Raw genomic sequence first — 25,120 nt, 5'->3', positions numbered from 1 at the left:
TCCGCGTCCAGCGGGAAAATTGCCAACAAATGCAAATACGCTCGCGCCGCGGCGGCGCGCCCTCCTATACTTCCCGCGCCAAGCAACAAGCAGGAGGGCACGCAGTTTGTTCACACTTCCGCCTATCAACCCGGGCCGCGGCGCAATCGCCCTCCTCACCCTCGCCGCGCTTGCCGGATTGTCCGGCTGCAATTCGCTGCTGAACGAAGGCACGGGCGCCGCAGCCGGTATCGCCGGCACCGCCATCGCCAACAAGGTCACTGACAACGCCACCGTCGCCACCGGCATCGGCCTGGGCGTGCAGGCCGGCGCCAAGGCCGCGCTGGCCTACGCCCAGCGCAAGACCCGCGGCGAAGAACAGGACGCCATCGCCATGGCCGCCGGCCCGCTGGCGGTCGGCAAAGTGGCCAACTGGCAGGTCAAGCACGAGCTGCCCATCGAAAGCGACGCGCAAGGCCAGGTCACGGTCAGCCGCCTGATCGGCGGCGTGGACCTGGAATGCAAGGAAGTGGTCTTCTCCATCGACACGCCGGCCGACAAGGCCGGCGCCGATCCGCAACGCGAGTTCTACGTCACCACCGTGTGCCGCGACGGCAAGCACTGGCGCTGGGCCAGCGCCGAACCCGCCACGGCCCGCTGGGGCTCGCTGCAGTGAGGCGCGCCGCAAGCCTGCTGGCGCTGGCCGCCTGCCTGGGCCTGGCCGGTTGCCAGAGTTCCTCCATCGGCGGCGCGGCGGGCGCCGTGGTCGGCACCGTCAGCGGCGCCGCCACCGCCAATCCGGTCGCGGGCTACGCCATCGGCGTCACGGTGCAGGCGGCGGTGGATGCCACTGTGAAATACGTGCTGCGCGAGTGGAAGAACGACCAGCAGAACGTCATGGCCAATGCGGCGGGCGCCCTGCCCATCGGCCAGGTGCGCCAGTGGGAAATCCGCCACGCGCTGCCGGTGGGCAGCGAGCGCGGCGGCATCCAGGTGGTGCGCGACATCGCCACGCCCTTGACCCACTGCCGCGAAGTGCTGTTCACGGTGGAGCAAAAGGACGCGCCCGCGCCCGCCTACTCCAGCATGATCTGCCAGCAGCCGGGCGGCCAGTGGAAGTGGGCCGCGGCCGAACCCGCGGTAGCGCGCTGGAACGGCCTGCAATAGCCTGAACGCGGGGCGCCGGCCCCTTGATCGCGCCCGGGCGGGCGGGTGATACTGCCTGCAAGCCCCTTATCCCAGACCCCCCATGAACGCAGGCCAGTTCGTCATGCAGCGCAGCGCCCTCGCCGGCGTGCAGGCCGTGGCCGCGCACAGCCGGCATGCGTTCGCGCGCCACACGCACGAGCAGTTCGGCATCGGCGTCATGCGCCAGGGCGCCCAGGTCTCGCACAGCGGCCGCGGCCAGGTCGAGGCCGGCCCCGGGCACGTGATCACGGTGAACCCGGGCGAAGTGCATGACGGCGCCCCCATCGGCGATGGCGAACGCGCCTGGCAGATGCTGTATCTGGATCCCGAGGTGGTGGCGCAGGCCGCGGCCGAACTGGGCGCAAGCAGGCTCGGCTACGAATTCGAGCACCCCGCGCAGGACCGCCCCGCGCTGGCGCGCGACGTGCTGGCACTGTATGCCCAGGCCACCGCCGGCGCAGCGCCGCTGGCCTGCGATGCGCTGCTGCTGCGCATCCTGGCGCAGGCGCGCGACCGCGATGCCGAGCGCCTGGCCCGGCCTGCGCGCGCCACCCCCGACGCCATCCGCCATGCCCGCGCGCTGATCGACGACGACCCGGCGGCCTCGCTGTCGCTGACCGACCTGGCCACGGCCAGCGGCCTGAGCCGCTACCAGGTGCTGCGGGCCTTTGCCCGCGACACCGGCCTCACGCCCCACGCCTACCAGGTGCAGCGGCGCCTGCTGCTTGCGCGCAGCCTGATCCGGCAAGGCTCGGCGCTGGCCGATGCCGCCGCCGCGGTCGGCTTTGCCGATCAGAGCCACATGACCCGGCTGTTCGTGCGCGCCTACGGCGTATCGCCGCGGCGCTACGCGCTGGCCGCGGCCTGATCCCTGCAATTTCGTTCAAGACCCAGCCGCGCCCGGCCGCTTAGCCTGTGCGCTGCTCTCTGAACAGGCGTGGATCGGATCATGAACAATCGAATGCGGGGCTATTGCTATCTGGCGGCCGCCATGGCGCTGGTGGGCAGCACGGTAGCCGCCAGCAAGATCATCGGCACGGGCTTGCCGCCCTTCACCGCGACGGCCTTGCGCTTCGCCATCGCCTTGCCCTGCTTCGCGCTGCTGATGGCGTTGACCGGCGCGCGCCTGCCGCGGCTGGAGCGGCGCGACTGGCTGCTGCTGGCCGTCCAGGCCATCGCCGGCAGCGTCGGCTACACCGCGCTGCTGATCGCTGGGCTGCAGCGCGCGTCGGCGGTGGACGGCGGCATCATCCTCGGCACCTTGCCGCTGGTCTCGGCCGCCATTGCCATCCTGCTGCTGGGCGAACGCCCGGGCAAGGCCACGCTGGCCGCCATCGTCGCCGCGGCCTTTGGCGTCTGGCTGATGATGCGCCATTCGGCCGGCCAAGGCGGCGCGCGCTCGCTGGCGGGCAACGCGCTGATCCTGGGCGCGGTGCTGTGCGAAGGACTATTCATCCTGTTGAACAAGCGGCTGCGCCAGCCGGTAGCGCCGCTGGCGCTATCCACGCTCATGACGGGCTTCGGCCTGGCGTTCTCGGCCGTGGCGAGCGTGGCGGAAGCGCCCTGGAACCTGGACTTGCCCGCGCCGGCGGTGGCCGCGGTGGCCTACTACGCGCTGGTGCCCACCGTGGGCGGCTTCCTGCTCTGGTATGCGGGCGCGGCCCGCGTCAACGGCGCCGAAGCCGCCTTGTTCACCGCGCTGGCGCCGGTGTCGGCGGTAGCGCTTGCCGCCGGACTGCTGGGCGAGTCCCTGGCTCCCGCGCAGTTGGCCGGCATGGCTTGCGTGCTGGGCGCGGTGCTGATGTTGGGCGGGTCCGGGCTGCGCTCGCGCGGCCGGCGGCTACGCGCCGAGCCCGCAGCCGCTGGCGACGAAGCCCCCAGCGGCCCTAGCCGCGGCTGAAGGCCAGCGCAAACTCGTCGGAAAAAATATCGGCCAGCGAGCGCCGCAACGCGGCCGCGCGCTCGGGGCCGTAGGCCGCCTCGAAGCGGCGCTGCGCATCCTTCCACAGCCGCTTGGATTCCGCCAGCTTGGCGCGTCCCGCATCCGTCAGCGCCACGCGGCGGCTGCGGCCGTCCAGCGGGTCGCGCGACATCTGCACGTAGCCGTCGCGCTCCAGCGGCTTGAGGTTGTGCGCCAGCGCCGACCGGTCCAGCACCATGATGCGCGCCAGGTCCGTCATCGACGGCGTGCCCGCGCGCGCGATGTGCACCAGGATGGAATGCTGCGACACCTTCAGGCCGCAGGGAGCCAGCACCGTGTCGTACAGCTGCGACACGCGCCGGGTCGCCTTGCGCAGCGCGGCGCCGTTGCAGACTAACGGATCGGGTGCAACGGAAGCGGCGGAAACGGAGGGCTGTTCGTCGGACATGACAGGCGCAGGAAGAGGAGGACGGCGAGGACTCAACGCTACCGCCGGCATGGACTCGAGTCTAGCTCAATCTTGACTTTTATTGGCATATGCACGTAAATATTCGAACGCCACCCAAGGGTTCCTTCCGATGTCCGCGCCCCCGCCGCCCCGTCCCGCCAACGCGCGCCTGCAGGCCATGCTGCACGCGCCCATCGGCCCCACGCTGGCGCGCCTGGCGTGGCCGAACATCCTGATGATGCTGGCGCAGTCTTCCACGGGATTGATCGAGACCTGGTTCCTGGCGCGCCTGGGCACGCCGGTACTGGCGGGCGTGGCCTTGGTGGTGCCGGTGTTGATGCTGATGCAGAACATGTCGCAAGGCGCGATGGGCGGCGGCATCTCGGCCGCGGTGGCAAGATCGCTGGGCGGCGGCCGGCAGCGCGAGGCGGACCAGCTGGTACTGCATGCCGTGGTGCTCAACGGCCTGCTGGGCCTGGCGTTCTGCGCACTGCTGCTGCTTGGCGGTCCGTGGCTGTACCGCGCACTGGGCGCCGAGGGAGAGGCGCTCGAGGCCGCCCTGGCCTACTCCGACGTCATCTTCGGCGGCATCGTCCTGATGTGGCTGATGAACGCGTTCGCCAGCGCCATCCGCGGCACCGGCAACATGCTGGTGCCCGGCGCCGTGATCTGCGGCGGCGCCCTGCTGCTGATCCCGCTGTCGCCGTGCCTGATCTTCGGCTGGGGGCCTTTTCCCGCGCTGGGCGTGGCCGGCGGCGGCTGGGCGCTGGTGATCTACTACGCCCTGGGCGCGCTGATCCTGGGCCTGTACTGCGCCAGCGGACGCAATGCCGCGCGGCTGGTGCCCAGCCGCCTGTATCCGGGCCTGATGCGCAACATCCTCAGCGTGGGCGCGCTGGCCACCATCAACCCGCTCCTGACCAACGCCCTGGTGGCGCTGACGGCGGCCCTGGTCGGCGCCTATGCCGGCACCGCGGCGGTCGCCGGCTACGGCATCGCGGTGCGCCTGGAATACCTGCTGATGCCCATCGCCTTCGGCTTGGGCGCGCCCATGGTGGCGATGGTCGGGTCCAACATCGGCGCGGGCCAGCCCGAACGCGCGCTGCGCATCGCCCTGACCGGCGGCGCGATGGCCTTTGTGCTGGCCGAGACCATCGGACTGGCGGCGGCGTTCTTCCCCGAGGCCTGGCTGCGCCTGTTCGGCGCGCAGGATCACATGCTGGAAGCCGGCGCCAGCTACCTGCGCACGGTCGGCCCGGTCTACGGCTTCTTCGCCCTGGGATTCTCGATGTACTTCGCCTCGCAGGGCGCCGGCCGCCTGAAATGGCCGCTGATCGCGGGGTTCCTGCGCCTGCTGCTCGGCATCGGCGCCGGCGCCATTGCCTTGCGCCTGACGGGATCGATGGGCCTGTTCTTCGCCATCGCGGCGCTGGCGATGTGCGTCTATGGCCTGGTCATCCTGGGCGCCGTCGCGTCGGGCTCCTGGTTCGACCGCCCGGCCCAGGGCTGGCGCCGGCTGTTCGCGCGCTCCTAGCGGTCCGGGCGCGCAGGCGCGTCGCGCAGCGCGTATTCCACCAGCGCTGCCGCGTAGGCCGGCAGCGTGTCGCGCACGCACAGCACCAGGTCGCGCGCGGCCCAATCGTCGGCCAGCGCCACGCGCCGCACGCCCGCGGCCCGGCCATAGCGCGCCGCCGCCACGCGCGGCACGATGGCAATACCCACGCCCTGCCCCACCATCCGGCACACGGCATCGAAACTGCGCAACCGCACGCGGTACGACAAGGCCTTGCCGCCGCGGCGCGCCTGATGCGCGATGTGTTCCTGCAAGGCGCTGCCCTCGACCAGCCCGACGAACTCCTGGTCGGCCACGTCGGCCAGCAGCACCGACTGACGGCCGGCCAGCGCGTGCTCCGGCGGCACGATCAGCGTCAGGGGATCATGCCGGAAGGTCTGCGTGCGCAAGCCCTGCAGGTCAGCGGAATCCGCCAGCACGCCGATATCGCAGGTGCCTGCCCGCAACGCGTCGGCGATCTCGTGGCTCAAGCGTTCCTCCAGGTCCACCGAGACGCGGGGATGGTCCTTGAGAAACGCGCCCAGCACCGGCGGCAGGTATTCGCTCAAGGCCGTGGTGTTGCACAGCACGCGCACCAGCCCCTTCAATCCCAGGCCGTAATGGTCCAGCTCGCCGCGCATGCGGTCCATCTGCGCCAGCACCACGCGCGCATGGTGCGCCAGCGTGCGGCCCGCCGGCGTGGGCTCGACCCCGCGCGGCTCGCGCAGCAGCAGCGGCACGCCCAGCGTGTCCTCCATGCCGCGGATACGCTCGCTGGCCGATGCCAGCGTCATGTGGGAGCGCTTGGCTCCCGCAGTGATGGAGCCGGTTTCCTGTACGTTGAGGAACAGCCGCAGATCGGTGAGATCGAATCGCATGCGAAAAGCGTAGCACGGCAACCCTCAGGCTGTGCCATAGGCCAACTACGCAAGATCCCGATACCGGTTCCAGGGCGCCGCGGATGACAATCAAGTCTCGCCCCTTCCAATCCAGGGAAATTCCATGAAAACCATCACGCCGCAGCGCCACCGGGTCCATTGGCCCGCTCTTGTCCTGCTGGCCCTGAGCCTGCACGGCTCAGGCCTGGCCGTAGCCGGCAGCCTGGACCCGCACACCACGCCCGCGCAGAAATACGCGCTGGCGCTGGAAGCCCAGACCCAGGGCGATTACGCCGCCATGACACAGTGGCTGCGCGCGGCCGCCAGCGACGGTCACGCGCCAGCGCAGCGCATGCTGGGCATCGCGCTGCTGGGCGGTCCGGCGCTCTACGGAGAGTCCCTGCGCGCCGACCTGTGCGAGGGACGGCGGTGGCTGCTGCGCGCGGCCCGCCAGGACGGCAAGGGCGCGGACGATGTTGCCTACGCCCTGTTCGGCCGTCCGCGCGACGGCCTCACCGTCCGCTGCGAGCCCGCATGAACCTCTTGGACCTGTTTCCCGGCGGCACGCCGACGCTGCTTGCCGTCACCGTATCGGTATTCATCCTGGCCGGCGTGGTCAAGGGCGTCGTGGGGCTGGGACTGCCCACCATCTCCATGGCCATGCTGGCGCTGGTCATGGCCCCGGCCCAGGCCGCGGCATTGCTGATCGTGCCGTCCCTCATCACCAACCTCTGGCAGGCCCGGCCTTGGGCCACGCTGCCCCAGGTGCTGCGCCGCATCGGCGCCATGCAGGCTGGCGTCTGCGCCGGCACGATAGGCGGTGCGCTGTGGCTCGGTCCGCCTTCGGGGCATTGGGCCAGCGTATGCCTGGGGCTGGCGCTGGTGGCTTATGCCGCCTGGGGCCTGTTCGGCTCGCCGCCCAGGGCGCCGCGGCGCCATCAAGGGCTGGTGGGCGTGTCGGTCGGCGCCATTACCGGGGTCATCACCGCGGCGACCGGCGTGTTCGTCATCCCCGCGGTGCCTTATCTGCAAGCCCTGAACCTGGGCAAGGACGGCCTGATCCAGGCCATGGGCATCTCGTTCACGGTGTCCACGGTGGCGCTGGCGATCGGCCTGGGCGTCAACGGCGGCTACGCGCCCGAAGCCGCCGGCGCGTCCTTGCTGATGCTGCTGCCCGCGCTGGCCGGGATGGCGCTGGGCACATGGCTGCGCGGCAGGATGTCGGCGCAGGCATTCAAGCGCTGCTTCATGGTGAGCCTGGCGCTCCTGGGCGCCTACCAGGCGGTGCAAGGCTGGACGGCCTGAGGCCGGCCGTCGGACGGAAAGTCAGGCGGCCATCCGCCTTTCGTCCACGAAGCCAATCGACACGGACATCTCGCGCCAGCGCGCCAACTCCTGCTGCACGGTCTGGATCTTGGCGCGCGCCTGGTCGAAGGCGTCGCGCCCCAGGAACAGGTGCAGGGGCGCATATTGCGCCTGGGCCGCGTTGATCAGCGTGCGCGCCATCTTGGCCGGATCTCCGTCCGCGTCGCGCGCCTGCGCATTGCGCGCCGCCCGCTCGGGCGCCTGCTCGCCGTCCGCGATGCGCAGCGCGCCTGGATAGACCAGCGACACCCGGATGCCGAACGGCGCGGCCTCGGCGGCCAGGGCTTCGGTCAGGCCGCTGACGGCGAACTTGGCGGCGCTATAGGCGCCCCAATCGGCCCGGCCGCCATCAAAGCCCAGGATCGACGAGATATTGAACACGTGGCCGCTGCGCTGCGCGCGCATACGCGGCAGGGCCGCGCGGATCACGTTCAGCGTGGCGAACACATTGATGTCGAAGGTGTCGCGCAAGTCCTCGTCCGGCAGGCTGTCCAGCGCGCCGCGCAGGCCATGGCCCGCGTTGTTCACCACCACGTCCAGCCCGCCGAAGGCTGTCACCGCGGCATCCACCGCGCGTTGCACCTTGCGCTCATCGGCCAGGTCCACCGTCAGGGGCAGGAACCGCCCCTCCAGCTTGGCGCCCACCGCGTCCAGCAGCGCATCGCCGTCCTGCGAGGTCGCCGCGACCTTGTGGCCCAAGTCCAGCAACATCTTCACCAGGACCAGGCCCAGCCCCGCGGATGCGTCCGTCACCAACCAGATTTTTTCGGTATTCATGCGATTCCCTTCCCTTGCGTGTGCTGCCGGCAACGCGCCCGGCAGCGTGGCGGAGCCAGCGCATCCGCAATGGACTCGCCGCCCCGACCCTGGAAGAGATGGTAAGAATCGCCAGCCTGCGCGTACAGGCTCGTTCTTGCGTGAAACCTGCCTATTCCTGCAATGCTGTGTTCCGCTCGCGCTCAGCCCAACGCGCTGCGGTAGTGCTCGCTATCGAATGCCGGCGCGCTTGCCGCTTGCGGCGCGGCTGACGGTTCCTGCGCCGCGCCGGGCGTCTCGACGCCGAAGAGAGAGAGTTCCGCGTTGACCAATGCCAGTATGAAATTTGCCATGATGACTCCTAGGATTTTGCGTCCGGACCGGCGCGGGCCGCGCAGGTCTTATAGAGGACATGGATGCCATGGTGCGGGCCTGGCCGCGCGCCGTCCATTTGCTTTACTCAATGGCGCCGATTGACGGGATGCAAGCCGGGAGACGCCCGGGCCTGGAATGACGGATAATTCGGGGTGTTTGCCGCAGCGCTGCGGGAAACAGCACTTTTCTTGGGCCTAGCGCCCGCCCGCATTCGGAGTCAGTCATGCATCGCGGTATCGAGGCGATCGAAAAATTCATGGAATCTGTCGGCCTGGCCTGGCGCCCCGGCTCGACCGCGCGCGCCGAACTCAAAGTCAGCTACCGCATCGGCAATACCCGTCCGCTGGGCATAGACCGCACGCCGGTCGAATTCCACTGCGATGCCAAGCGCGCCAAGGTCTGGGTGCCGGAATTCTCGCGCACCAGCTTTCATCAATGGTTCGAAGTGCCCTACCAGGAGTTCGAATTCACCCCTGGCGGCTCGATGCTGAAGATCAAGGCCCCGGCGCGCGGCAACGCCCCGCCGTACAGCGTGGGCATCAAGCCCCTGGCCTGAGGCCTGCCGCTGCCGCCCGCGGCGGCAGCGTCCATTACAGCTGCTTGTACATGATGGTGGTGCCGTCCAACTTGGCGGCATCATGCGGATCGCGGCTGAAACCCGGTATCACTCCCACCGTCTGGTAGCCCTGCGACGCATACAGCGGCTCGGCGCTATCGCCCGTGCGCGTGTCCAGCGTGATCAGGCTGCGGCCCTGACGCACCGCCATGGCTTCCGCCTCGACCAGCAGGGCGCGGGCGATGCCGCGGCGGCGGAAATCCGGATGCACCAGCAGCTTGCGCACCTCGGCGCGGTGGGGCTGATTGGGCGGCGTGTCCCAATCCAGCTGCACCGACCCCGCGACGCGTCCGTCCTGGCGCGCCACCCACAGCGCGGACTTGCCGCCGGCGATCGCCGGCAACACCTTGGCGCGCCAGAAGGCCTGCGCCTCGTCCGACGAATACGGCAGTACGAAGCTCACGCTGGCGCCGCCCTGCACGCAGGCGCGCAGCAGCTCGGCCAGCTCGGGCACGAGAACGTCGGCGGCATCCGCCGACAGCAGGGTCAATTCAGGATTCGGATGGGACATGATGGACTCAGACGATGAAGAGCAGATAACGGGCGCCGCAATGCGGCGGGGTTGAGAATTCGCTGGCGCCAAACAGCTGGTAGCGCAGGCAGTCGCCCTGCGACAAGCCATGCGCCTGCCCGTCGACGGTGATGGCCAGTTCGCCTTCCAGCATCAGCAGATGATGTTCAAGCCCCGGCCGGGGCGACCGCTCGTAGGCGATGCGCGTGCCGGGCTCCAGTTCGCACGCCAGCACCTCGCCCGCCAATTGCTGCGCGGGCGGTGACACCGAGCGGCGGCGGAATCCCGCACTGGCATCCACCCACACGGCCTGCGCCTGCTGCGGCACCAGCGGCACGAAATCGTCCTCGACCATGAGCATCAGGCGCGACATGGTCATGCCATAGGCCGCGCACAGCTTGCCCAGCGCGCTGGCGGTCGGGCTGACCTCGGCGTTCTCCAGGCGCGACAGGGTGGCGCGGCTGAGACCGGCGCGGGCGGCCAGCTCGTCCAGCGACCAGTTGCGCTCCTGGCGCAACGCCTTGAGCCGGCCGGCGATGCGCCGGTCCAGATCGGCGTCGGGTTCGTTTGAATTTTCCATATTAGAGAATTTCTCTCAAATACGGAAATACGTCAAGCGCCGTGGACGAACCGCCGCCGCAACCAACCCGCGCCGCGATTTCGGCACAATACGGGTCATGCACCTGGCCAAACCCCTGACGATGACCGCCCTTTGCCTGAGCCTCCTGAGCGGCTGCGGCTTGCCGCCGCTGGACAACCGCAGCGTATCCCACGCCCTGACGCCCGAGGCGTCGCAGGACACCGCCCTGGGCCGGGCCATCGCGCCGCTGGCCGCCGAACATCCCGGCAAATCGGGCATCCACCCCCTGCCCGACGCCTACGACGCCTTCGCCGCCCGCATGCTGCTGGCGCGCGCCGCCGAGCGCAGCCTGGACGTGCAGTACTACATCTGGCACAAGGACATGACCGGCACCATGCTGCTGGAAGCCCTGCACGTCGCGGCCGACCGCGGCGTGCGCGTGCGGCTGCTGCTGGACGACAACGGCACCTCCGGGCTGGACGAGGAACTGGCCGCCCTGGACGCGCATCCCAACATCGAGGTGCGGCTGTACAACCCCTTCGTGCTGCGCTGGCCCAAGTCCCTGGGCTACGTGACGGACTTCAGCCGCCTGAACCGCCGCATGCACAACAAGTCCTTCACCGCGGACAACCAGGCCACCATCATCGGCGGGCGCAACATCGGCGATGAGTACTTCGGCGCGGCCAGCGGCGTGCTCTTCACCGACCTGGACGTGCTGGCCATCGGCGCCGCGGTCAATGACGTGTCGACGGATTTCGACCGCTACTGGGCCAGCGACTCTGCCTACCCGGTAGACCGGCTGCTGAAGAAGACCAGCCCCGGCGAACTCGACGAACTGGAACAGGCCGCCACCCGGGTCGAGCGCTCTCCCGAAGCCGCCGCCTATGCCGACGCCATGCGCAAGCTGCCCTTCATCCAGCAACTGCTGCAAGGCCAGCTGACACTGGAGTGGGCCGACACGCGCATGGTCAGCGACGATCCGCGCAAGACGCTGGGCACCGCGCCACCCGAGGCGATGCTGCCGCATCAGCTGCATGAAATCATCGGCACCCCCACCACCGATCTCGAACTGGTGTCGCCCTATTTCGTGCCTACCGCCGTCGGCACCGAGTCCTTCGGACAAATGGCGCGCAGCGGCATCAAGGTCAAGGTCCTCACCAATGCGCTCGAAGCCACGGACGTCGCCGTGGTGCATTCCGGCTACGCCAAGCGCCGCAAGGACCTGCTGGCCAGCGGCGTGGAACTCTACGAAATGAAGCGCATGGGCGCCGAAGTCGAACGCAACAAGAGCATGGGCCCCTTCGGCAGCTCGGGCTCCAGCCTGCATGCCAAGACCTTCGCCGTCGACGGCCAGCGCATCTTCGTCGGCTCCTTCAACTTCGACCCGCGCTCGGCCAAGCTCAACACCGAACTGGGCTTCGTCATAGACAGCCCCACGCTGGCGCGCCGCATCGCCGACGCGTTCGACAATGACCTGCCCAAGTCCGCCTACCGCGTCTGCCTGGACGACAAGGGCCAGCTCTATTGGCTGGAGCAGCGCAACGGCGACACCATACGGCACGACACCGAACCCGGCACCACGGTGTGGCAGCGCCTGTCGGTCTGGTTCGTGTCGCTGCTGCCGCTGGAACCGCTGCTGTAGGCTGACATGGCTGCCAACCTGGACCTGTTTGGCGAGAACGGCGACGATGGCGCCGCGCACGGCGGGCGCGTCGTGCTCGGCCCGCAATCCGTGGTGCTGCGCGGTTTTGCCCTGCCCGTGATGGACGCCCTGCTCGCCGGGGTCGATGCCGTGACCGCGCAGGCGCCCTTCCGGCACATGGAAACGCCCGGCGGCTACACCATGTCGGTGGCGCTGACCAATTGCGGACAGCTGGGCTGGACCAGCGACGCGCGCGGCTATCGCTATGCGCGCATCGATCCGCTTTCCGGCCAGCCCTGGCCCGCCATGCCGCTGGCCTTTCTGCAGCTGGCGCAAGCCGCCGCGGCCGAGGCCGGCTTTCCCGGCTTCGAGCCCGACGCCTGCCTGGTCAACCGCTATGAGCCCGGCTCGCGCCTGTCGCTGCACCAGGACAGGAACGAACGCGACTACGGCGCGCCCATCGTCTCCGTGTCGCTGGGCATGCCCGCGATGTTCCTCTTCGGCGGCGACCAGCGCGCCGACAAGGCCAGCCGCACGCCGCTGTTCCATGGCGACGTGGCCGTATGGGGCGGCGTCGACCGGCTGCGCTACCACGGCATCATGCCCATCAAGGACCTGCCGCATCCGCGGCTGGGCAGCCAGCGCATCAACTTCACCATCCGCCGCGCCGGCTGAGCCCCCGCCGCGACATGAGGGTTCCCCGCGTCTGGCCGGCCGCGAGCGGCGGCTCTACTATTGCGCACCCCTCATGCTCCGCCTACCGGATTCCCATGCGCACACGCACCGCCCTGGCTTTGCTCTGCACCCTCGTATCGGCGCCTTGCTGGTCGGGCGAACCGCCCGCCCTGATCGAAAATTCACTGGGCATGACCTTTGTCCGCGTGCCAGCCGGCAGCTTCCAGATGGGCAGCGACGAAGCGCCCGAGGCGCTGGCGCGCGACTATCCGCTGTATCCGCCGGACCGCTACGCCCAGCTGTCCGATGAAGCGCCGGTGCATACGGTGCGCATCACCCGCCCGTTCTACCTGGAACGCACGGAAGTCACCGTGGGCCAGTTCCGCCGCTTCATCGAAGCGTCCGGGTACGTGCCGGAGTCGGAGGCCGACGGCACCGGCGGCTATGGCTACAACCCGCAGTACGACCCCGACAAGTCCGAGCGCGGCGACGCCTTCGAAGGCCGCGACCGCCGCTACTCCTGGCGCAATCCGGGCTTTGCCCAAGGCGACGACCATCCCGTCGTCAACATCAGCTGGAACGACGCCACGGCGCTGGCCCGCTGGCTGACCCAGACCGAGGGCAAGGTCTACCGCCTGCCCACCGAGGCCGAATGGGAATACGCCTGCCGCGCCGGCACGCGCACCCGCTACCAGAACGGCGACGATCCCGCCGCCATGCCCGACGTCGGCAACGGCTTCGACGCCGACGCCGCGCCGCTCTGGCCCAAATGGCAGGCGCACGCTTCCGCCCGCGCCGACGGCCACGCTTTCACCGCCCCGGTCGCCAGCTACGCGCCCAATGCCTTCGGCCTGTACGACATGCACGGCAACGCCTGGGAATGGGTCTCGGACTGGTACGGCGAGGACTACTACGCGCATTCGCCGGTGGACGACCCGCAAGGCCCCGCCAGCGGCAACGTGCGCGTGCGCCGCGGCGGCTCCTGGCATACCTGGGCGCTGTACACGCGCGCCTCCTACCGCAACTGGAACACGCAGGAAACGCGCTATCCTCTGGTGGGACTGAGGCTGCTGCGGGAGGCGGATTGAAGCAAGACTGGATACTGCGCGCAGCGCCCTCGGGCCAGCTGGAGCGCATCGAGGCCTACTTCGGCGGTCCCGGCTACGGCATGCACCGCCACGACACCTACGCCATCGGCCGCACGCTGTCGGGCGTACAGAGCTTCCACTACCGCCGCGGGCTGCGGCACAGCCTGCCCGGCGGCACCATCGTGCTGCATCCCGACGAAGTCCACGACGGACAGGCCGGCACCGAGGCCGGTTTCCATTACCGCATGATCTACGTCGAGCCTGCGCTTATCCAGCAGATCCTGGGCGGACGGCCGCTGCCGTTCATCCCCGGCGGCATCTCGGCCGATCCGCGGCTGTATGCCGCCAGCGCCAGCCTGCTGCAGGACACGCATGAGTCCATCGACCCGCTGCAGGAAGACGACGCGCTGTACGAGCTGAGCCATGCCCTGTGCGCCGCGGCCGGCGGCAAGCCCGCGCGCCGCAGCGTCGACTACGCCGCCGCCGAGCGCGCGCGCCAGTACATCCACGCCTCGCTCGAACAGTCCATCACCCTGGAACAGCTGTCAGCGGCCGCAGGCACGGACCGCTGGAGCCTGTCGCGCGACTTCCGCGCGCTGTTCGGCACCAGTCCCTACCGCTACGTAATGCTGCGCCGCCTGGACCAGGCCCGGCGCCTGATCGCCGCGGGCATGCCGCTGGCGCAAGCGGCCGCCGCGGCGGGCTTCACCGACCAGAGCCACCTGACGCGCCGCCACGCCCAGACCTACGGCATGGCGCCCGACCGCTGGCGCCGCATGCTGCGCCGCTGAGCCACTGGCCTGCGCGCAAGGCTGCACGATCGTACAAGACGGCGCCCGCCCGGCCTTCTATCCTTGGGTCTGCTCAACCCCGCCCGCAGGCCGTCCCATGCCCGATATCCTTCCCATCAATTTCGCCGAAAAACTGGCGCTGTTTTCCGAACACTGGATGCCCAAGGTCGTCGCCGAGATGAACGACTACCAGTTCAAGCTGGTGAAAATACAGGGCGAATTCGTGTGGCACAGCCACGCCGACACCGACGAGACCTTCATCGTCATCGAGGGCCGCTTGCGCATCGAACTGCGCGACGGCCACATCGACCTCGGCCCAGGCGAAATGGCCGTGGTCCCCAAGGGCGTGGAGCACAAGCCCTGTGCGCTCGAAGAAGTCCAAATGCTGCTGATCGAACCGCGCGGCGTGCGCAACACCGGCGACCAGGGCGGCGAGCGCAGCGCCCCCAACGACGTCTGGATCTGAGCCCGCCGCCATCTGCTAAGGTGTAAGCCCACCAGGAGCAAGCCATGTCCAAAATCATGCTCGTCACGGGCGGTGGCCGCGGCATCGGCGCCGCCGTCGCCAAGCTGGCCGCCCGCCGCGGCTACGCGGTAGGCGTCAACTACCATGCCAACGCCGACACCGCGCACGCGGTGGTCGCGGAAATCGTGCAGGGCGGCGGCCGCGCCGTTGCCCTGCAGGCCGATGTCTCGCAAGAGGACCAGGTGCTGCGCATGTACGGCGAACTGGATCGACAACTGGGCCGCATCGACGCGCTGGTCAACAACGCCGGCATCCTCGAACAGCAGATGCGCGTGGACCAGATGAGCGCCGAACGCCTGCTGCGCGTGCTGTCCACCAATGTGATCGGCGCCTTCCTGTGCGCCCGCGAGGCGGTGCGCCGCATGTCGACGCGCCATGGCGGCCAGGGCGGCGCCATTGTCAACGTCTCGTCCGCGGCCGCCCGGCTGGGCTCGCCCAACGAATACGTGGACTACGCCGCCTCCAAGGGCGCCATGGACACGATGACCATCGGCCTGTCCAAGGAAGTCGCGCCGGAAGGCATCCGCGTCAACGGCGTGCGTCCCGGCACCATCTACACCGACATGCACGCCAGCGGCGGCGAACCCGGCCGCGTGGACCGCCTGAAGGGCGTGATTCCGCTGCGCCGCGGCGGCACCGTCGAAGAAGTGGCGGGCGCCGTGATGTGGCTGTTCTCGGACGAGGCCGGCTACACCAGCGGCTCGTTCATCGACGTGTCCGGCGGCAACTGAAACGCCTGCGCCGGATCTACTTGGCGTCCGTAGAGATGAGGCCGCTTTCCTTGCGGGCGGCGATGCGCGCCTCGACCCGCCGCAGCACCGCCAGCACGAAAAGGGCCATCAGCGTGCTGACCACGGCGGTGGCCTCGCGCCCCATGCCCGCCGCGGCGCCGATGGCCGCCGTCATCCAGATGCCGGCCGCGGTGGTCAACCCGCGGATCTCGCGCTCGCCGCTCAGTTTAATGATGGCGCCCGCGCCCAGGAAACCAATGCCGGCGATCACGCCCTGCAGCACGCGGCTCAGGTCGCCGACTTCCATGCCGCCCTGCAGCGGCACCAGCACGAAGATCGCCGCGCCCAGCGCCACCAGCATGTGGGTGCGCAAGCCCGCGTCCTTGCCGCTGCGCTCGCGCTCGTAGCCCAGCAGGCCGCCCAGCAGCATCGCCATGCTCAGGCGCAGCACGATGCGGGTCGCCTCGCCCACATCGGGGATGTCGGCGAACTCGCTGCGCGCGGTGGACCAGATTTCCAGCCAGATTTCCGTCATCGCCGTCCCCCCCTTTTTTGATGGGAAATGGTCCGGCCAGCATAGCAGGCGCCGAGCCCCGCTGGCACTAGCGGGTACGACTGGGGTACAAACTTCGAGGCGTCGCGCACGACTGCGCACGAAACCAACCGGAGGGTTATATGGATTTGCAGCTGGACGGTAAACGCGTGCTCATCACGGGCGCATCCAAGGGCATAGGCTTGGCCTGCGCGCTCGCCTTCGCCCGCGAGGGCGCCGATCCGATACTGGTGTCGCGCGACGGGGAGGCGCTGCGCGCGGCGGCCGAGGCCATACGCGAACAAACCAGCAAGCAGCCCCGGACCATTGCGCTAGACCTCGCCCAACCCGGCGCGGTGCAACGCCTGAGCCAGGAAGCGGGCGATATCGACATCCTGGTGAACAATGCCGGCGCGGTGCCCGGCGGGGCGCTGGACCAGGTGCAGGACGAACGCTGGCGCGCGGGGTGGGAACTGAAGGTCTACGGCTACATCGATCTGGCCCGGCACTACTATCCGCGCATGCGCGAAGCCGGCGCCGGCGTCATCGCCAACATCATCGGCATGGGCGGGGCGGCGCCGCGCGCCGACTACATCTGCGGCGCGGCGGCCAATGCCTCGCTGATCGGCTTCACCCGCGCCCTGGGCGGGGATGCGCCGCGCCATGGCGTGCGCGTCTTCGGCGTGAATCCCTCGCGTACCCGCACCGACCGCGTGCTGACGCTGGCCAAACAGCGCGCCCAGGCGCGCTGGGGCGACGAAAGCCGCTGGCAGGAAACGTTGTCGGACCTGCCTTTCGGACGCCTGATGGAACCCGGCGAAGTCGCCGACATGATCGTGTTCGGCGCTTCGCCGCGCGCGGGCTACCTGAGCGGCACGGTGATAGACCTGGACGGCGGTGAGCAATACGCGGGTTAAAGACCGTTCGGCGCGCCAGCCCCCTAGGCGGTCTGGCGCCACCCCGCCAACAACCCTGGCAGGGCGCCCATGTCGGTAAACACGTGGGCCACGCCCACGCCGCGCAAGGCCTCTGCGCCGCTATGGCCGTTGGCGTCCGGGCTATAGCCGAACACCGTGGCGCCGGCGGCCACCCCGGCCGTGGCGCCGGTCACCGTGTCTTCCACGATGGCGCAACGCCGGGGGTCCACGCCCAGCGCCTGCGCGGCCGCCAGGTACACGTCCGGATAAGGCTTGCTGCGCGGCATTTCATGGCCGCTGAAGACGCGCTCGCGAAAGCACTCCGCAATGCCAACCTTGGCGAGCTGCAGCTCCACCTTGCGCCGGTCCGCGCCCGAAGCCACGGCAATGCGGCCGTCCAAGGCCACATGCAGCGCCCGCACCGCGTCCGGCGCGCCGGGGATCTCGACCAGATCCCGATCCAGCGCGGCGTTGCGGCGCTGGCGGAATTGATCGAACCAGTCCGGCGTGATCGTGGCGCCCGTGCGCGACTCGATCAGCGGCAGCTCATCCCTGACGGCCTTGCCCGTGAAGATCTGCATGGTTTCCGCATGCGTGATGCCCCAGCCCAGTTCATTGAGCATTTCGGTCAGCACGCGGCTGGTGATGGGTTCGGAATCGACCAGGACGCCGTCGCAGTCGAACAGCACGGCATCGAAGGGGAAATCAGTCATTGCAGCAAGGTCGGGAATGTTCTGGAAGCCGGTAAGCATACTGCAAGCCTCCTGCACAACGCAGGAGGCTTGCGCGGCATCAGGCCCCGAAGGCCGACCGCAAAGCCTGTCCGGCCAGGTCGAATAGCCGCCGGGCCGCGGGGGTCAGGCCCAGCATGTGGATGCAGGCATGCACCATGCCTTCCAGCCTGTGGGCGCTGACCGGAACGCCGGCTTCGCGCAGGCGCCGCACATAAGCCTCGGCCTCGTCGCGCACGGGGTCGTATTCGCAGGCCAGCAGCGTCGCGGGCGGCAGGCCGGCCAGCGATTCCGCCCGCGCCGGCGAGGCGTAGGGCGAGGCGCCGTCGCTCTCGTTGAGCAGATAGGTGAACCAGCAATACCGCATGACCTCCTCGGTCAGGAAGAAGTTCTGCCCATAGGTCCTGTACGACTCGGTCGAGAACGAATAGTCGAGCACCGGGTACAGCAGCAACTGATGGGCGATGGCCGGACCGCCCCGGTCCCGCGCCATCAGCGCCACCGTGGCCGCAAGGTTTCCGCCCGCGCTGTCGCCCCCCACCGCGATGCGGGCGGCATCGATGCGCAGGCTTTCGGCGTTGTCGCACACCCATTGCACGCCGCGGTAGAAATCCTCGACCGGCACGGGGAACTTGTGCTCCGGCGCCAGGCGGTAATCCACCGAAAACACCTTGCATTGCGTGGCGTTGGCCAGCGCCCGGCAAGGATTGTCATAGAGTTCCAGCGAACACTGGAACCAGCCGCCGCCATGCGCGTACACCAGGGCAGGCAGACCGGTTTCGTGTTCCCTGCCGGCCGGCGTATAGGACCTGATCCGCAACGGCTGGCCTTGCCCGCAAACGGCCTGGTGCAACTCCGTTGCCCCTACTTCTTCGTCCGGGCCCTGCAGCTTGCGCAGACTGATTTCAGTCTCTGCCCGGATCTCTTCGAGCACCATGGGCCCCGACACCGCGGACAGACGGCTCAGATAGGCATTGATGCGAGGGTCGAGCGCCACCTTCAGCCCTCCCGCGACAGGAACGGGAGCAGATGCTCCAGGAAGGCTTCGGGGCATTCCTCGGTGACGAAATGCCCGCAGTCGGCAATGATCGCCCCCTGCAGATTCCGGGCATTCTCGCGCATGGTGACGAGCGGCGCGTCGCGGGTCGCATGCTCGGCGCCGATGGCCAGCGTGGGCATTTCCAGCATGCGCTTGGCGCGCAGCGCGTTCTGCCTGATGGTCTCCGGAATGGCGCGGTAGTATGCGAATCCGCCGCGCAGTCCGCCGGGCGCCGCATAGGCGTCGATGTAGACCTCGGCCGCGACCCGGTCGCGGCGATGCGACCACTTGTCGAAGATGAAGGTCAGGTAGGCCTTTTCCCTGCCCGCGATCAGCGTCTCGGGCAGATCGTGCAACTGATTGAACATGAAATGCCACAGGAAGATGTTCTCCTGCGGCGGCGCGAAGATCGTGGGCGCGGGCGCCAGGCCGGGTATGACGGCTTCCGTCAGCGCCAGCCGGCTCACCGCCGCCGGAAAATCGCTGGCCAGCGCGTAGGCCACCCACATGCCGATATCGTGGCCCACCACCTGGTAGCGCGCGTGGCCCAGCTGCGCCATCAACTGGTGCAGCGTGGCGGCGATGGCACCGGTGTCATAGCCCGATGCCGGACGGTCGGAATCGCCGGTGCCGGGCGGATCCACCGCGATCGCCTGGTAACCGGCCTGCGCCAGCGCCGCCATGACGTGGCGCCACGTGTACCAGGTCTGGGGCCAGCCCGGAATCAGCAGCACGGGCGTGCCGGAGCCCGCCGTCGCGCAATGGATGCGGTGTCCGCCGACATGGACGTACTGGTGCGAAAAGGCGTCGAAGGAAAAGTTCTGGTGTGTCATGGATGATTTCCGATGCGGCGCGGCCGTTCATGCGATGCCCAGCAGGGCGTTGATCTGTTGCTTGTCGATGGCCGCGCCAGCGAAGTCGTCAAAGACCTTGGAGGTAACCGGAATGATGTGGCGGTTGATGAACTCCACGCCCTCGCGCGCGCCGGTCTCCTGGTCCTTCAGGCAGCATTCCCATTCCAGCGTGGCCCAGCCCTGGTAGTCGTAATGCGCCAGCTTCGAGAAGATCGCCTTGAAGTCCACCTGCCCGTCTCCCAGCGAGCGGAAGCGCCCGGCCCGGTTGATCCAGGACTGGTATCCGCCATAGATGCCCTGCCGGCCGGTCGGATTGAACTCCGCGTCCTTCACATGGAACATGCGGATGTGGTCCTTGTAGATGTCCAGGTATTCCAGGTAATTCAGCTGTTGCAGCACGAAGTGGCTGGGGTCGAACAGAATGGCGCAACGCGCATGGCCGCCCACGCGCTCGCGGAACATCTCGAAAGAAATGCCATCGTGCAGGTCTTCGCTGGGATGAATCTCGAAGCACAGGTTCACGCCCTGCTCTTCGCACTCGTCCAGCACCGGCAGCCAGCGCTTGGCGAGTTCATCGAACGCCGCTTCGATCAGGCCTTCCGGACGCTGCGGAAACGGGAACAGATAGGGCCAGGCCAGTGAACCCGAGAACGTGCCCATATCGGTCAGGCCCAGCCTGCGCGATGCGCGCGCCGTATCCAGCAGGCCTTGCCGCGCCCACGCCGTCCTGGCTTGCGGATTGCCCCGCGCCTTAAGCGGCGCAAAGCTGTCGACCATGGCGTCGTAGGCCGGATGCACCGCCAGCGACTGGCCGTAGATATGGCTGGTCAGTTCGCTGATCACCAGGCCATGGGCGGCCAGCGTTCCCTTGATCTCGTCGCAATAGTCCTGGCTGACGGCCGCCGTCGCGCTGTCGAAAAAGCGCTGGTCCCAGGCGGGAATCTGCAAGGCCTTGAAGCCTACGCCCGCCGCCCATTCCGCGATGGCGGGCAGGCTGTTGAAGGGCGCGACGGCGTCGCTGAACTGGGCCAGGTGCAGGCTGGGTCCTTTGATCGTTTGCATGATTCTTAAACCTAATTGTTTGCCGAACGACAAAGAATAGACGATGCGAAGAATCGGCGCAAGCGCAGGCTACGCACGCCGGGCAGCGCACATGCGGCGTTACACTGCGCCTCAGTTCATTTCAACGAGACCGTCATGGCAGGCAGACCCAGAGAATTCGACCGCGACCTGGCGCTTCAGCAAGCAATGCTTGCGTTCTGGAAGCAGGGTTACGAAGGCACTTCGATGGCGGACCTGGTGGCCGCGACGGGACTGGCTTCCGCACGGCTCTATGCCGCTTTCGGCTCCAAGCAGGATCTGTTCCGCGAAGCGGTAGCGCGTTACGAAGCCGGCGACGGCGCCTTCGCCGAAAAGGCGTTGGAAGGCACGGAAAGCGTGCGCGAGGCCATCACCAAGCTGCTGGCTGACGCAGTGGCCACCTATACCCGGCGCGGCCGTCCGCAAGGCTGCATGGTGGTGTCGGCCGCCACCAATTACGCCGCCGAAAACGAAGCGGTCATGGCGTGGCTCACCACCCATCGCAAGGCGCGCACGCAGTCCATCATCGACCGGCTCGAAGCCGCGCTGAAGGCGGGCGAACTCAAGCCCGGCACCGATGTGCAGGCCTTGGGCGACTACTACGCCGTCGTGCTGCACGGCCTGTCGGTGCAAGCCAGGGACGGCGTGGGCAAGGCCCGCCTGCTGGCCATGATTCCGCCGGCCCTGAGCGCGCTGGACTCCGTCATGCGCTAAGCCCGTGGCCGCGGTATCAGGGCTACGTCGGGACGAATTACAGGCTATCCGCCCCCAATTTTCTTAAATTGCATTTTTACAATGCAATATGCAAAATTACGGCCATGCACATCCATGCCGTCACGCCTCGCCACGCCGTCTTCACCCTCAATGGCGTCCGCCATACCTGCCTGGACCTGCCCGGCATGTACGGCGCCCAATATTTCCGCCTGCCCGTGGTCTTGCGGCTGCTGCTGGAAAACGCGCTGCGCAATATGCAGGACGCGGAGCGCGATGCGGCCGCCGCGGCCCTGTTCCGCTGGCTGGAGCACGGCACCAGCGAAGCCGAGATCGCCTTCCAGCCCGGGCGCGTGCTGATGCACGACACCACCAGCACCCCGGCCCTGGTCGACATCGCCGCAATGCGCGACGCGCTGGCCGAGGCCGGCGTGGATCCTTCCGCGCTGAATCCCGTATTGCCCGTGGACGTGTCGGTGGACCATTCGCTGGCGGTGCAGTCCTATGCGCGCGCCGATGCCGCGGCCTTGAACCTGGACCTGGAGCTGCGCCGCAACGCCGAGCGCTACCGCTTCCTGCGCTGGGCCTCCAAGGCCCTGTCCAATGTGCGCATCCATCCGCCGGGCACCGGCATCATGCACACCATCAATCTGGAGCAACTCGCGACAGTGGTCTGCGAGCAGGAAAACGCCGACGGCATCGCCCTGCATCCGGACATGATGATAGGCACCGACAGCCACACGCCCATGGTCAACGGCATCGGCGTGCTGGGCTGGGGCGTGGGCGGCCTGGAGGCGCAGACAGTGATGTTCGGCATGCCCACGCTGCTGCGCATTCCCGACGTGATCGGCGTGCGCCTGACCGGCGCGCTGGGCGCGGGAGTCAGCGCGACCGACCTGGCCTTGACCGTGACGCAGCGCCTGCGCGAGATCCAGGTGTCCGGAGAGTTCGTGGAATTCTTCGGACCGGGCGTGGCCACGCTGCCGGCGGGCAGCCGCTGCGTGGTGGCCAACATGGCGCCCGAGTACGGCGCCACCACGGGCTACTTCCCCATCGACGGGCAGACGCTGGCCTATCTGCGCCAGACGGGCCGGCCCGAAACGCTGATCGCGCAGGTACAGGCCTATGCCGAGCGCACCGGCATCGCCTACGACCCCGCTGCCGAGCCGCGTTACACCCGCGTGGTCGACATCGCGCTGGACCGCGTGCAGGAGCATGTGGCCGGTCCGCGGCGGCCGCAGGACCTGCATCCCTACGGACACGCCAAGGCCATCCTGGCCGGGTTGGCGGGTGCCCCTGCGGTCCCTGCGCACGGCCTGCCCCGCTACGCCGTGGCGATCGCCGCCATCACCAGTTGCACCAATACCTCGGATCCACGGCTGCTTACCGCGGCCGGCCTGCTGGCCCGCAAGGCGCGCCGGGCCGGCCTGCGCGTGCCCGCCTGGGTGAAGACCTCGTTGGCTCCCGGCTCGCCTGCGGCGGCGGCGTATCTCGCGCGCGCCGGGCTATTGGAAGATCTGTCCGCCGTGGGCTTCGACATCGTGGGCTACGGCTGCACCACCTGCATCGGCAATTCCGGCCCCCTGCCCGAGTCCGTGCGCGCGGCCATGGCGGCGGGCGCGGTCCATCCCGTGGCGGTGCTGTCCGGCAACCGCAATTTCGCCGGCCGCATCCATCCAGACCTGGATCTGGGCTTTCTCATGTCGCCGGCGCTGGTCATCGCCTACGCGCTGGCGGGCGACGCCGAACGCGATCTGAGCTGCGAACCCGTGCAGGCCGCGCCCGACGGCCGCGCCGTCCATCTGCGCGAGCTCTGGCCTGACGACGCGGAGATAGACGCCGCGCTTGCCGCCGGCCAGCAGCCCGCCGATTACCGCCAGGCCTTCCGGATGGCCAGCGCCAACCCGGCATGGCATGCGCTGCAAGCGCCGGACTCGGCGCGCTTTCCCTGGGATCCCGCCTCCACCGCGCTGCGCCGCCCGCCTTTCGCCAGCACCGAAGCGGCCGGCCAGCTGGGCCGCTACACCGCGCATCCCCTGCTGGTGCTGGGCGACGACGTGACCACCGATCACCTGTCGCCCGCCAGCGCCATTCCGCCGGACAGCCTGATCGCCGACTTCCTGGTCGAACGCGGCGACGACCGCAACGACCTGAACGTCTTCGCATCGCGCCGCGGCAACTGGCAGGTGATGCTGCGCGCCGCCTTCTACAGCAAGAGCCTCGTCAATCTGCTCATACCCGAAGCGCCGGTAGGCCACACGCTGCATGCGCCCAGCGGCCGGGTGGAGCCGATCTGGGAGGCCGCCGGCCGCTACGCCCGGGCCGGCCAGCCCGTGGTCCTGGTGGCGGGCGAGCGCTATGGCACCGGCTCCTCGCGTGACTGGGCCGCCAAGGGGCAACGCCTGCTGGGCATCCGCTGCGTGCTGGCGGTCAGCTTCGAACGCATCCATCGCTCCAACCTGATCGGCATGGGCATCCTGCCCTTGCGCCTGCCCGCCGGCCTCACGCCGGCAACGCTGCGGATCCGGCCTGGCGACAGGATCGAGATCGATGCCCCGGCCGCGGCGCTGACGCCGCGCATGCCCGTGGCGGTCCGCATCCTGCGCGCCGGCGGCGCCGAAGAGACGCTGCAGGCCACGGCGGCGGTCGAGACCCGGCTGGAAGTCAGGCTGCTGCGCATGGGCGGCGTCATTCCCGCTATTCTCTCGGACACCATCCATTCCGCCGTCCGCAACGCATGAGCGCCCAATCCAATACCGCCGCGAAAATCCTGGCGCTGATCCAGGCAGACCGCCTGCCCGCGGGCGCGCACCTGACGGCGCAGAAGATCGCCGACCGGCTGCGCCTGTCGCGCTCGCCGGTCAACGACGCGCTGGGCATCCTGGAGCAACGCGGCGTCGTCTCGCGCAAACCCAACCGCGGCTATTTCCTGGAACGGGATCACACCGCGCTGGCACACATGCAAGGGGACCTGGCGCCGCCCTCCGTTGACGACATCGTCACGCACAGCTACTTCAAGCTGGCCGACGAACTGCTGCGCGGCGAACTGCCCATGCAATGCAGCGAAGCGCTGCTGCGCGCGCGCTATGGCCTGACGGCCGCGCAGACCCAAGCCCTGTTGGGCCGCATCGCGCAGGAAGGCTGGGCAGAGCGGCGGCCCGGCTATGGCTGGGAATTCTCATCCATGATGACCACGCCCGACAGCCTGCTGCAGTCCTACCGTCTGCGGCTGGCGCTGGAGCCGGCCGCGCTGCTGGAGCCGGGCTTTCACATCGACAAGCAAGTGCTGGCGCGTTGCCGCGCCGCCGAAAAGCACCTGCTGGACGGCGGCATCGCCACCGACACCGCCGACCAGCTGCACGAACGCGGCGTGCGCTTCCATGAATCGCTGGTGGAGGCCTCGGGCAATCCCTTCTTCATCGACGCCATCAAGCGCGTGAACCGCGTGCGCCGGCTGCTCTCGTACCGCTCCATGCAGGACCGCAGCCGCTACCGCCAGCATTGCGACCAGCACCTGGCCATCCTGGAACTGCTGGAACACGAACGCAACGAAGAGGCCGCAGCCGAACTGGCGGAGCACCTGCGCAGCACGCTGGACAACCTGGCCCGCATCAGCGGGCTGCTGGCCTCCTAG

29 protein-coding genes are annotated in these 25,120 nt (G+C 68.8%); 18 read left to right on the top strand and 11 right to left on the bottom strand.

Annotated elements, in window-relative coordinates; translation table 11 throughout:
- The first annotated feature begins 106 nt into the window (after positions 1 to 106).
- From NGK62_RS17950 to NGK62_RS17935, 4 genes are all read left to right on the top strand, one after another.
- Entirely contained in the window at positions 107 to 655 is a 549-nt protein-coding gene (locus tag NGK62_RS17950) for a hypothetical protein (RefSeq protein WP_118932981.1), read from the top strand.
- Positions 652 to 1,146: a hypothetical protein gene (locus tag NGK62_RS17945; RefSeq protein ID WP_118932980.1), complete on the top strand. Its 495-nt coding sequence runs from the start codon at positions 652 to 654 to the stop codon at positions 1,144 to 1,146. Before NGK62_RS17950 ends, NGK62_RS17945 begins: the two co-directional genes overlap by 4 nt.
- Positions 1,147 to 1,228: 82 nt before the next feature.
- The gene (locus tag NGK62_RS17940; RefSeq protein WP_251879481.1) at positions 1,229 to 2,035 is read left to right on the top strand and encodes an AraC family transcriptional regulator; all 807 of its coding nucleotides are present in this window, start codon (positions 1,229 to 1,231) and stop codon (positions 2,033 to 2,035) included.
- Positions 2,036 to 2,116: 81 nt separating this feature from the next.
- The gene (locus tag NGK62_RS17935) at positions 2,117 to 3,067 is read left to right on the top strand and encodes a DMT family transporter (RefSeq protein ID WP_251879479.1); all 951 of its coding nucleotides are present in this window, start codon (positions 2,117 to 2,119) and stop codon (positions 3,065 to 3,067) included.
- Here the strand turns inward: NGK62_RS17935 and NGK62_RS17930 are convergent.
- Positions 3,054 to 3,536, bottom strand: coding sequence for a MarR family winged helix-turn-helix transcriptional regulator (locus NGK62_RS17930; RefSeq protein WP_251879477.1), 483 nt, complete (start codon positions 3,534 to 3,536; stop codon positions 3,054 to 3,056). The two genes, NGK62_RS17935 and NGK62_RS17930, sit on opposite strands and share 14 nt — an antisense overlap.
- 130 nt (positions 3,537 to 3,666) lie before the next feature.
- Here NGK62_RS17930 and NGK62_RS17925 point away from each other — a divergent pair, with 130 nt between their 5' ends.
- Entirely contained in the window at positions 3,667 to 5,070 is a 1,404-nt protein-coding gene (locus NGK62_RS17925) for an MATE family efflux transporter (protein WP_118932977.1), read from the top strand.
- Here the strand turns inward: NGK62_RS17925 and NGK62_RS17920 are convergent.
- Complete coding sequence (locus tag NGK62_RS17920) at positions 5,067 to 5,966, bottom strand: LysR family transcriptional regulator (protein ID WP_118932976.1); 900 nt, start codon at positions 5,964 to 5,966, stop codon at positions 5,067 to 5,069. The genes NGK62_RS17925 and NGK62_RS17920 overlap by 4 nt on opposite strands.
- Positions 5,967 to 6,090: 124 nt before the next feature.
- Between NGK62_RS17920 and NGK62_RS17915 the strand changes: the two genes are divergently transcribed.
- Complete coding sequence (locus tag NGK62_RS17915; RefSeq protein WP_251879475.1) at positions 6,091 to 6,504, top strand: SEL1-like repeat protein; 414 nt, start codon at positions 6,091 to 6,093, stop codon at positions 6,502 to 6,504.
- The gene (locus tag NGK62_RS17910) at positions 6,501 to 7,271 is read left to right on the top strand and encodes a sulfite exporter TauE/SafE family protein (RefSeq protein ID WP_251879473.1); all 771 of its coding nucleotides are present in this window, start codon (positions 6,501 to 6,503) and stop codon (positions 7,269 to 7,271) included. Before NGK62_RS17915 ends, NGK62_RS17910 begins: the two co-directional genes overlap by 4 nt.
- Positions 7,272 to 7,292: 21 nt before the next feature.
- Here NGK62_RS17910 and NGK62_RS17905 read toward each other — a convergent pair whose 3' ends face one another.
- The gene (locus NGK62_RS17905; protein ID WP_251879472.1) at positions 7,293 to 8,108 is read right to left on the bottom strand and encodes an SDR family NAD(P)-dependent oxidoreductase; all 816 of its coding nucleotides are present in this window, start codon (positions 8,106 to 8,108) and stop codon (positions 7,293 to 7,295) included.
- Positions 8,109 to 8,290: 182 nt separating this feature from the next.
- Positions 8,291 to 8,440: a hypothetical protein gene (locus NGK62_RS17900; RefSeq protein ID WP_165867857.1), complete on the bottom strand. Its 150-nt coding sequence runs from the start codon at positions 8,438 to 8,440 to the stop codon at positions 8,291 to 8,293.
- A gap of 245 nt (positions 8,441 to 8,685) precedes the next feature.
- On the opposite strand from NGK62_RS17900, the gene NGK62_RS17895 reads away from it, so the two are divergent.
- Positions 8,686 to 9,018: a hypothetical protein gene (locus NGK62_RS17895; RefSeq protein WP_251879470.1), complete on the top strand. Its 333-nt coding sequence runs from the start codon at positions 8,686 to 8,688 to the stop codon at positions 9,016 to 9,018.
- A gap of 34 nt (positions 9,019 to 9,052) precedes the next feature.
- Here the strand turns inward: NGK62_RS17895 and NGK62_RS17890 are convergent, their stop codons facing one another.
- Both NGK62_RS17890 and NGK62_RS17885 read right to left on the bottom strand, forming a co-directional pair.
- Positions 9,053 to 9,589 (bottom strand): GNAT family N-acetyltransferase, encoded by a 537-nt coding sequence (locus NGK62_RS17890; RefSeq protein ID WP_251879468.1) that lies wholly within the window; start codon positions 9,587 to 9,589, stop codon positions 9,053 to 9,055.
- Between the two features lie 7 nt (positions 9,590 to 9,596).
- Complete coding sequence (locus NGK62_RS17885) at positions 9,597 to 10,169, bottom strand: helix-turn-helix domain-containing protein (protein WP_059378827.1); 573 nt, start codon at positions 10,167 to 10,169, stop codon at positions 9,597 to 9,599.
- A 97-nt stretch (positions 10,170 to 10,266) separates the two neighbouring features.
- Between NGK62_RS17885 and NGK62_RS17880 the strand changes: the two genes are divergently transcribed.
- From NGK62_RS17880 to NGK62_RS17855, 6 genes are all read left to right on the top strand, one after another.
- Positions 10,267 to 11,811: a phospholipase D family protein gene (locus tag NGK62_RS17880; protein ID WP_251879466.1), complete on the top strand. Its 1,545-nt coding sequence runs from the start codon at positions 10,267 to 10,269 to the stop codon at positions 11,809 to 11,811.
- Positions 11,812 to 11,817: 6 nt separating this feature from the next.
- The gene (gene alkB / locus NGK62_RS17875; protein ID WP_251879464.1) at positions 11,818 to 12,486 is read left to right on the top strand and encodes a DNA oxidative demethylase AlkB; all 669 of its coding nucleotides are present in this window, start codon (positions 11,818 to 11,820) and stop codon (positions 12,484 to 12,486) included.
- Positions 12,487 to 12,581: 95 nt separating this feature from the next.
- Positions 12,582 to 13,574 (top strand): formylglycine-generating enzyme family protein, encoded by a 993-nt coding sequence (locus NGK62_RS17870; RefSeq protein ID WP_251879461.1) that lies wholly within the window; start codon positions 12,582 to 12,584, stop codon positions 13,572 to 13,574.
- Entirely contained in the window at positions 13,571 to 14,365 is a 795-nt protein-coding gene (locus NGK62_RS17865; RefSeq protein ID WP_118932970.1) for an AraC family transcriptional regulator, read from the top strand. The genes NGK62_RS17870 and NGK62_RS17865 overlap by 4 nt, the downstream gene beginning before the upstream one ends.
- Before the next feature lie 97 nt (positions 14,366 to 14,462).
- Positions 14,463 to 14,831, top strand: coding sequence for a cupin domain-containing protein (locus NGK62_RS17860; RefSeq protein ID WP_251879459.1), 369 nt, complete (start codon positions 14,463 to 14,465; stop codon positions 14,829 to 14,831).
- Between the two features lie 44 nt (positions 14,832 to 14,875).
- Entirely contained in the window at positions 14,876 to 15,622 is a 747-nt protein-coding gene (locus NGK62_RS17855) for an SDR family oxidoreductase (RefSeq protein ID WP_059378814.1), read from the top strand.
- Positions 15,623 to 15,638: 16 nt separating this feature from the next.
- On the opposite strand, the gene NGK62_RS17850 is transcribed toward NGK62_RS17855, so the two are convergent.
- Positions 15,639 to 16,157 carry an MgtC/SapB family protein gene (locus NGK62_RS17850; RefSeq protein WP_251879457.1) on the bottom strand — a complete coding sequence of 173 codons (519 nt, stop codon included), beginning with the start codon at positions 16,155 to 16,157 and terminating at the stop codon, positions 15,639 to 15,641.
- Between the two features lie 140 nt (positions 16,158 to 16,297).
- Between NGK62_RS17850 and NGK62_RS17845 the strand changes: the two genes are divergently transcribed.
- Positions 16,298 to 17,071 carry an SDR family oxidoreductase gene (locus NGK62_RS17845; RefSeq protein WP_118932966.1) on the top strand — a complete coding sequence of 258 codons (774 nt, stop codon included), beginning with the start codon at positions 16,298 to 16,300 and terminating at the stop codon, positions 17,069 to 17,071.
- Between the two features lie 23 nt (positions 17,072 to 17,094).
- Here NGK62_RS17845 and NGK62_RS17840 read toward each other — a convergent pair whose 3' ends face one another.
- The 4 genes from NGK62_RS17840 to NGK62_RS17825 all read right to left on the bottom strand — a co-directional run bounded on the left by NGK62_RS17840 (position 17,095) and on the right by NGK62_RS17825 (position 20,757).
- A complete protein-coding gene (locus NGK62_RS17840) occupies positions 17,095 to 17,784 on the bottom strand; it encodes an HAD family hydrolase (RefSeq protein WP_251879455.1) in 690 nt (229 codons plus the stop codon).
- A gap of 79 nt (positions 17,785 to 17,863) precedes the next feature.
- Positions 17,864 to 18,799 carry an alpha/beta hydrolase gene (locus tag NGK62_RS17835; RefSeq protein WP_059378807.1) on the bottom strand — a complete coding sequence of 312 codons (936 nt, stop codon included), beginning with the start codon at positions 18,797 to 18,799 and terminating at the stop codon, positions 17,864 to 17,866.
- Between the two features lie 2 nt (positions 18,800 to 18,801).
- On the bottom strand, positions 18,802 to 19,674 hold the full coding sequence (locus NGK62_RS17830; protein ID WP_059378805.1) for an alpha/beta fold hydrolase: 873 nt from the start codon (positions 19,672 to 19,674) through the stop codon (positions 18,802 to 18,804).
- Between the two features lie 27 nt (positions 19,675 to 19,701).
- Positions 19,702 to 20,757, bottom strand: a complete 1,056-nt coding sequence (locus tag NGK62_RS17825; protein WP_251879453.1) for a sugar phosphate isomerase/epimerase family protein — start codon at positions 20,755 to 20,757, stop codon at positions 19,702 to 19,704.
- Positions 20,758 to 20,892: 135 nt separating this feature from the next.
- On the opposite strand from NGK62_RS17825, the gene NGK62_RS17820 reads away from it, so the two are divergent.
- The 3 genes from NGK62_RS17820 to NGK62_RS17810 all read left to right on the top strand — a co-directional run bounded on the left by NGK62_RS17820 (position 20,893) and on the right by NGK62_RS17810 (position 25,120).
- Complete coding sequence (locus NGK62_RS17820; protein ID WP_251879451.1) at positions 20,893 to 21,489, top strand: TetR/AcrR family transcriptional regulator; 597 nt, start codon at positions 20,893 to 20,895, stop codon at positions 21,487 to 21,489.
- Positions 21,490 to 21,593: 104 nt separating this feature from the next.
- The gene (gene acnA, locus NGK62_RS17815) at positions 21,594 to 24,227 is read left to right on the top strand and encodes an aconitate hydratase AcnA (protein WP_251879449.1); all 2,634 of its coding nucleotides are present in this window, start codon (positions 21,594 to 21,596) and stop codon (positions 24,225 to 24,227) included.
- Positions 24,224 to 25,120: a GntR family transcriptional regulator gene (locus NGK62_RS17810; protein WP_251879447.1), complete on the top strand. Its 897-nt coding sequence runs from the start codon at positions 24,224 to 24,226 to the stop codon at positions 25,118 to 25,120. The genes acnA and NGK62_RS17810 overlap by 4 nt, the downstream gene beginning before the upstream one ends.

Origin of the sequence: Achromobacter sp. Marseille-Q4954 (genome assembly GCF_943737025.1) — a bacterium.
GTDB lineage: Bacteria > Pseudomonadota > Gammaproteobacteria > Burkholderiales > Burkholderiaceae_B > Achromobacter > Achromobacter bronchisepticus_A.
The sequence above is the reverse complement of the archived record's forward strand: the minus strand, read 5'-3'. Positions and strand labels throughout refer to the sequence as shown.